At 34.4% G+C, this 4,911-nt stretch carries 8 protein-coding genes and 1 tRNA gene; 6 read left to right on the top strand and 3 right to left on the bottom strand.

All coding sequences use genetic code 11. The features are described from left to right. Nucleotides 1-54: 54 nt before the first annotated feature. A complete protein-coding gene (locus AACL61_RS00990; protein ID WP_102816010.1) occupies nucleotides 55-324 on the bottom strand; it encodes a YbaN family protein in 270 nt (89 codons plus the stop codon). A gap of 116 nt (nucleotides 325-440) precedes the next feature. Here AACL61_RS00990 and AACL61_RS00985 point away from each other — a divergent pair, with 116 nt between their 5' ends. The 5 genes from AACL61_RS00985 (at nucleotide 441) to AACL61_RS00965 (ending at nucleotide 3,186) form a co-directional block, all read left to right on the top strand. Then, nucleotides 441-884, top strand: coding sequence for a DUF3290 family protein (locus AACL61_RS00985; RefSeq protein WP_339110851.1), 444 nt, complete (start codon nucleotides 441-443; stop codon nucleotides 882-884). A 9-nt stretch (nucleotides 885-893) separates the two neighbouring features. Next, entirely contained in the window at nucleotides 894-1,532 is a 639-nt protein-coding gene (locus AACL61_RS00980) for a DUF421 domain-containing protein (RefSeq protein ID WP_065867809.1), read from the top strand. Nucleotides 1,533-1,607: 75 nt separating this feature from the next. Continuing rightward, a complete protein-coding gene (locus AACL61_RS00975; RefSeq protein ID WP_065867808.1) occupies nucleotides 1,608-2,471 on the top strand; it encodes an alpha/beta hydrolase in 864 nt (287 codons plus the stop codon). A 1-nt stretch (nucleotide 2,472) separates the two neighbouring features. After that, nucleotides 2,473-2,628 carry a hypothetical protein gene (locus tag AACL61_RS00970; protein ID WP_003674057.1) on the top strand — a complete coding sequence of 52 codons (156 nt, stop codon included), beginning with the start codon at nucleotides 2,473-2,475 and terminating at the stop codon, nucleotides 2,626-2,628. Between the two features lie 75 nt (nucleotides 2,629-2,703). Then, entirely contained in the window at nucleotides 2,704-3,186 is a 483-nt protein-coding gene (locus tag AACL61_RS00965) for a nucleoside 2-deoxyribosyltransferase (protein ID WP_004562256.1), read from the top strand. Nucleotides 3,187-3,249: 63 nt separating this feature from the next. Here the strand turns inward: AACL61_RS00965 and AACL61_RS00960 are convergent, their stop codons facing one another. Both AACL61_RS00960 and AACL61_RS00955 read right to left on the bottom strand, forming a co-directional pair. Continuing rightward, nucleotides 3,250-4,068, bottom strand: a complete 819-nt coding sequence (locus tag AACL61_RS00960) for an HAD-IIB family hydrolase (RefSeq protein WP_102816008.1) — start codon at nucleotides 4,066-4,068, stop codon at nucleotides 3,250-3,252. A 20-nt stretch (nucleotides 4,069-4,088) separates the two neighbouring features. Then, nucleotides 4,089-4,451: a LapA family protein gene (locus AACL61_RS00955; RefSeq protein ID WP_003667785.1), complete on the bottom strand. Its 363-nt coding sequence runs from the start codon at nucleotides 4,449-4,451 to the stop codon at nucleotides 4,089-4,091. 167 nt (nucleotides 4,452-4,618) lie between these two features. On the opposite strand from AACL61_RS00955, the gene AACL61_RS00950 reads away from it, so the two are divergent. Further along, nucleotides 4,619-4,690: transfer RNA gene (locus AACL61_RS00950), tRNA-Arg, on the top strand. Nucleotides 4,691-4,911 lie beyond the last annotated feature (221 nt).

Genomic DNA, 4,911 nt, shown 5'->3' with positions numbered 1-4,911 from the left:
ATGCCGGGCGCACATATAAAAAGGTCTAGGACGCAAATAGCATTCAAGACCTTTTTATTTACTATTAATTTTTTGGACCTTTTGTTTCGAATGATGTTTCAGATTTTCAAGCCGATTTACCAAGGGTTTTGCATATTTTATGTAGAGTGGATTACGAAGGAGCCAGTTGTGAAAACGTGGTGAAATTTTAGTGATACACCATATTGTGAGGAGGAAGAATGGAACCTGCGGAATTACAGGGAGGAGCATCCCAATTATACCACCGACGAATGAAATACTCCCTAACAAGATCCATCCAAGTTTTAATACTAATTTTAAGATCATTAAAAATTCCTCCTTTCTTTCATATTAAAGTTACTACCATTCTATCATGTGCGAACGAAAAAAGGGTGGGGAGCTGCTTAAGTTTTTATTACATTTAAGTTAAGGAGAGAAATAAATTGACATTTTATACAATCAGCTATTTATCAAATCATCAACACATGAATCAATTGTTCAATTATGTTGCTATTATCATTTTTGCACTCTTGATTGCAGTAATGACGCTTTTATATTTACGACATCGTCTTATTACCCGTTATCGTGATTTAGGAATAATTTTCTTTTTACTATTGTTGCTTTTTATCGGCTTTCAAGTTACCGATATGGAAAAAAGTACCACACAGCAATCCCAGACAACGCAGATGATTTCCTTTATTAAGGCAGTCGCTCGGGACCATAATGTTTCTCCACAAAAAGTAGTTGTTAACTCCACAACTTTAACGGATGGGATTCTTGTCCGAATTGAAGATCGTGATTACCGTGTCAATTTAAGTCAAACAGGGGATAATTATACCCTTACACGAGCACATGTTGTTAATCATCAGGTTAATTTAATGAAGTAGGAGAGAAGAATGGATACTTATTCGTTAATCATTATAAAGTTTGTCCTTGGTATGCTATGTTTGATTCTTCAGATTAATTTATTGGGGAAGGGGAATCTTGCACCAACTTCTGCCATTGACCAAGTCCAAAATTATGTTTTAGGTGGGATTATTGGCGGAATTATCTACAATAGCGACATTTCTGTCCTTGAGTTTATAATGGTACTCTTGATTTGGACATTAATTGTATTTATTGTAAAGTTTGCAAAGGATCATAATATTTGGGTAAGAAGAATCATTGATGGACGGCCACAAATATTAATCCAAAACGGCAAAGTATTGGTTGAGAATTGTATGCGGGCAGGAATCAGTGCTAATGATCTTATGTTTCGTCTTCGTGGTTATGGAATCTATGAAGTTGCTAAGGTCAAGAGTGGAATTTTAGAACAAAATGGCCAGCTTGTAATCATCGAAAATGATGAAGCTAATGTTCGCTTCCCACTAATTAATGATGGACAGATCAATATTGACGTAATGGAATTGATCCATCATGATGAACAGTGGGTATTTGAACAAATTCATAAAGCAGGTTATGACAGTGTTGATGACATCTATCTTGGCGAATATATTAATGGCAAATTAACTTTAATACCATATCCAAAAGCCTAAAAGATCATCCTCTTTATAATTTTCAAGCGTATAATAAGAGTAAAATACAAAATGAAATGATAAGAAGATGATTTGATGAAAAAATCGTTAAAAATTGCCGGAATTAGTATTGGTAGTCTAATTCTTCTTGCTTTTGGTATTCAGGGTTTCTTATTACGCGGAACTCCTGGTCAGCACCTTTCACCACAAAATTATCAAAGTAACCTGGAGTATTCTTCTATTCCCACCTTGCTTATTCCTGGCTGGGGTGGAAGCACAATTACTTATAATAAGATGATTAAGTACTATCAGCAAAAAAATATTGCGCAAAAAGTTTTAACGATCTGGGTTGCTCCTAATGGACGTATCTGGACTGAGGGGGACTTTCACGGACAAAAGAATGCCTTAATTCAAGTTTTATTTACTTGGAACTATAATGGTACCTACCATCCACAGATCAAGCAATTAACGGGTGTTCTAAATTATTTGCAGAAACACTATCATATGCAGAAAATTAATGTTGTTGCCCATTCATATGGGGGCACAGAATTCATTCACGCTTATATGGGTTCGAAATATCTTCAAGATCATATGCGGTTAAATAAAGTAGTCTTTTTAGGGGTACCAGTTGAAGAAAGCCTTAGCGATCAATTAAAATATCGCTATCACTTAGTTAATAAATCGACGGACAAGAATTTTCACCAATTATTTTTGGAGATGAAAAATTGGCAACTGAATTATCCTGTTGAAATTTATAATTTAATGGGTAGTGAAGAAGGCAGTAAAACAACTGATGGTGCTGTTCCGCATATCCAATCAGAAATGTTAAAATCATTAATTAAAGCCCATCCATCAATTGAGTATCATCAAAAAGTGTATCCAAAAACCACTCACTATCAATTACATCATCGAACAAAAATTTTAAACAATATCGCTAACATTTTGTGGGGAAGGAATTAAAATGAATAAAGAACATGGTCAAGTAACAGGAATTATATGGCGCGGGCCTGATGACTTAGCTCTATACCAACGATTAAAAGAATATGCAGATAAAAAAGATATCTCAGTTTCAAAGGCAGCCAAGCAGTTAATTATTACCGCTCTCAATAAAAATTAAAAAATCCTAATTGGTTAAGTTTATTATTCCATGATAGAATCTTAAATGTACAAAAATTAAAGGGGAGTTCACTTAATGACAAATCAAAAAAGTAAGACAGTATATTTCTGTGCAGGGTGGTTTACTGACAAGCAAAATAAAGCTTATGAGGACGCAATGAATGCAATTAAGGCTAACCCTACAGTAGATGTAGAGAATTCTTATGTGCCATTACAACACCAATATAAAGGATTACGGGTTGATGAACATCCAGAGCTTTTGCAAGATCGCGAATGGAGTACAGCAACTTACAATGGTGATCGAGTAGGTGTTTCAACTTCTGATATGCTTTTAGCAGTCTACATTCCTGAAGAAGAAGATGTAGGAATGGGTGTTGAATTAGGAATGGCACGCGCACTAGGCAAATATATTATGGTAGTGATTCCTGATGAGGACTTTGGTAAACCAATTAATTTAATGAGTTGGGGAATTGCAGATAATTTCATTAAAATGTCAGAACTTCCTAATTACGATTTTAATAAACCATCTTACAATTTCTACGATGGTGGAGTATATTAAGAAAAAAAGATGTGCGATTTCAACTCGCGCATCTTTTTTTAAATGCTAGTTTACATAATATCTCTAACGGTTAATAAATTGATGCTCAATCTCTGACAATAGACCAGCATGATTGTTATCGTATCTTGTAACTTTATCAGCAACTTTCAGCAGGTCAGCAGTAGCGTTTTTCATTGCATATCCATAACCAGCTTCTGATAGCATTTCAATATCATTTGAAGTATCTCCAAAAGCAACTACTTGATCTAGGGTTCCGTTTAAGTAGTTTTCAACTAGTCTTTTTAGTCCCAAGGCCTTATTTACACCCGCTGGTAGGATATCAATGCCATAAGCCCCACTATAAGTTGCTTGAATTAAGTTTGGAAACTGCTCATTTAATTGATTTACATATCCTTGGATAATAGTTTGGGATAATTTGCGTTTGGCCCAACCAATGTTTAAGTTATAAATTGGCTCAGTGATTTTTTGAAGGTCAGAAAAATATGTGTGGTGGGGATAAAAAGGGACTGGAACATCGCGATACTGCTCGGCAAGGATTGTTCGTGTTTCGCCAGATAAAGATAGGATGTCAGGGCTAGGGAACGTATGCTTAATAAAAGCATAAAGTTGTTGCAACGTCGCAATTGAATGAGTCTTGCCGTATACAGATTTGCCGTTTATTATCAGTCGTCCGCCATTTTCTGCTACAAATTCTGTTACAAGTGGGCACGGTTGAAAGATCGTTGACAATGCATCGTAACTATTCCCACTTGCAATAATAAAGTGGTAGTTTTGCTGTTGTAATAGTTCAATATCTTTATTTAAACGGTTAACGTCGAATTTATCATTATCATCTAGTAAGGTGCCATCAACGTCGATCGCAATAAAACGGTATTTTCCCATTTGATTTCCTCTCTGAAATATTAATTTGTAGAAGAATCTTGTGGCTTTTCTACAGTAGTTTTACTTTTAAGTTGTTGCTTTAACTGTGTATTTTCTTTTTGCAGTTGGTCAATCTTTTTTTGATACTTTTTTAATTCGTCCTTACTAACACGCGATGATTGTAATTCTTTTAATTGCTTGTTAGTTTTGAGGTGATTAGAAAATGATAGCAAGTAAATAATAATAGCCCCAATAAGTAAACAGATAAAGATTAGCAGCACTAGTGGCATTTTTACTTGTGCTCCAAAAAGATTTACTACTACAGTTGCTGTATTTAATAGTGCAAAGATAGCGATTATGATCAGAATAACGATTGAAGCAATGGTTGTAGATTGCTTTTTCATGGAAAATTCCCCCTTATGTTTTTTGTAACATATCTATTATATTAACTTAAGAAGTGCTGGTAAAGGAGAAGGGGGAATAAATAAGCGTCATCTGTATTTGTACTTTTAAATAAAATTGACAAATTCTCTTTATTTTTTTAATAAATGCGCTAAAATAGAAATATAAGGCGTCCTTAGTGTAATGGATAGCACATGAGATTTCGGTCCTCATGATCCGAGTTCGACTCTCGGGGGACGCATTTTTAAGAAAATATGATGAAATATAAAAATCCTACAATCGTTGTTATATCAATGATTGTAGGATTTTTTAGTATTTTAGAAAAGTATGAAAAAATATAAAAAAGTACAAAGTCGGTACACCTTTGGTACACTAGTGTACCAAACTAAAGTTAATTCAAAGCATTGACAATTTTGTCATCAGTTTTTCCTTTGTATTCATCTCGCCGTTTGTAAAATTAAG

The organism is Limosilactobacillus reuteri subsp. porcinus, from assembly GCF_036621895.1.
Lineage (GTDB): Bacteria > Bacillota > Bacilli > Lactobacillales > Lactobacillaceae > Limosilactobacillus > Limosilactobacillus reuteri_J.
This window is presented reverse-complemented; position numbering and strand designations above follow the sequence as displayed.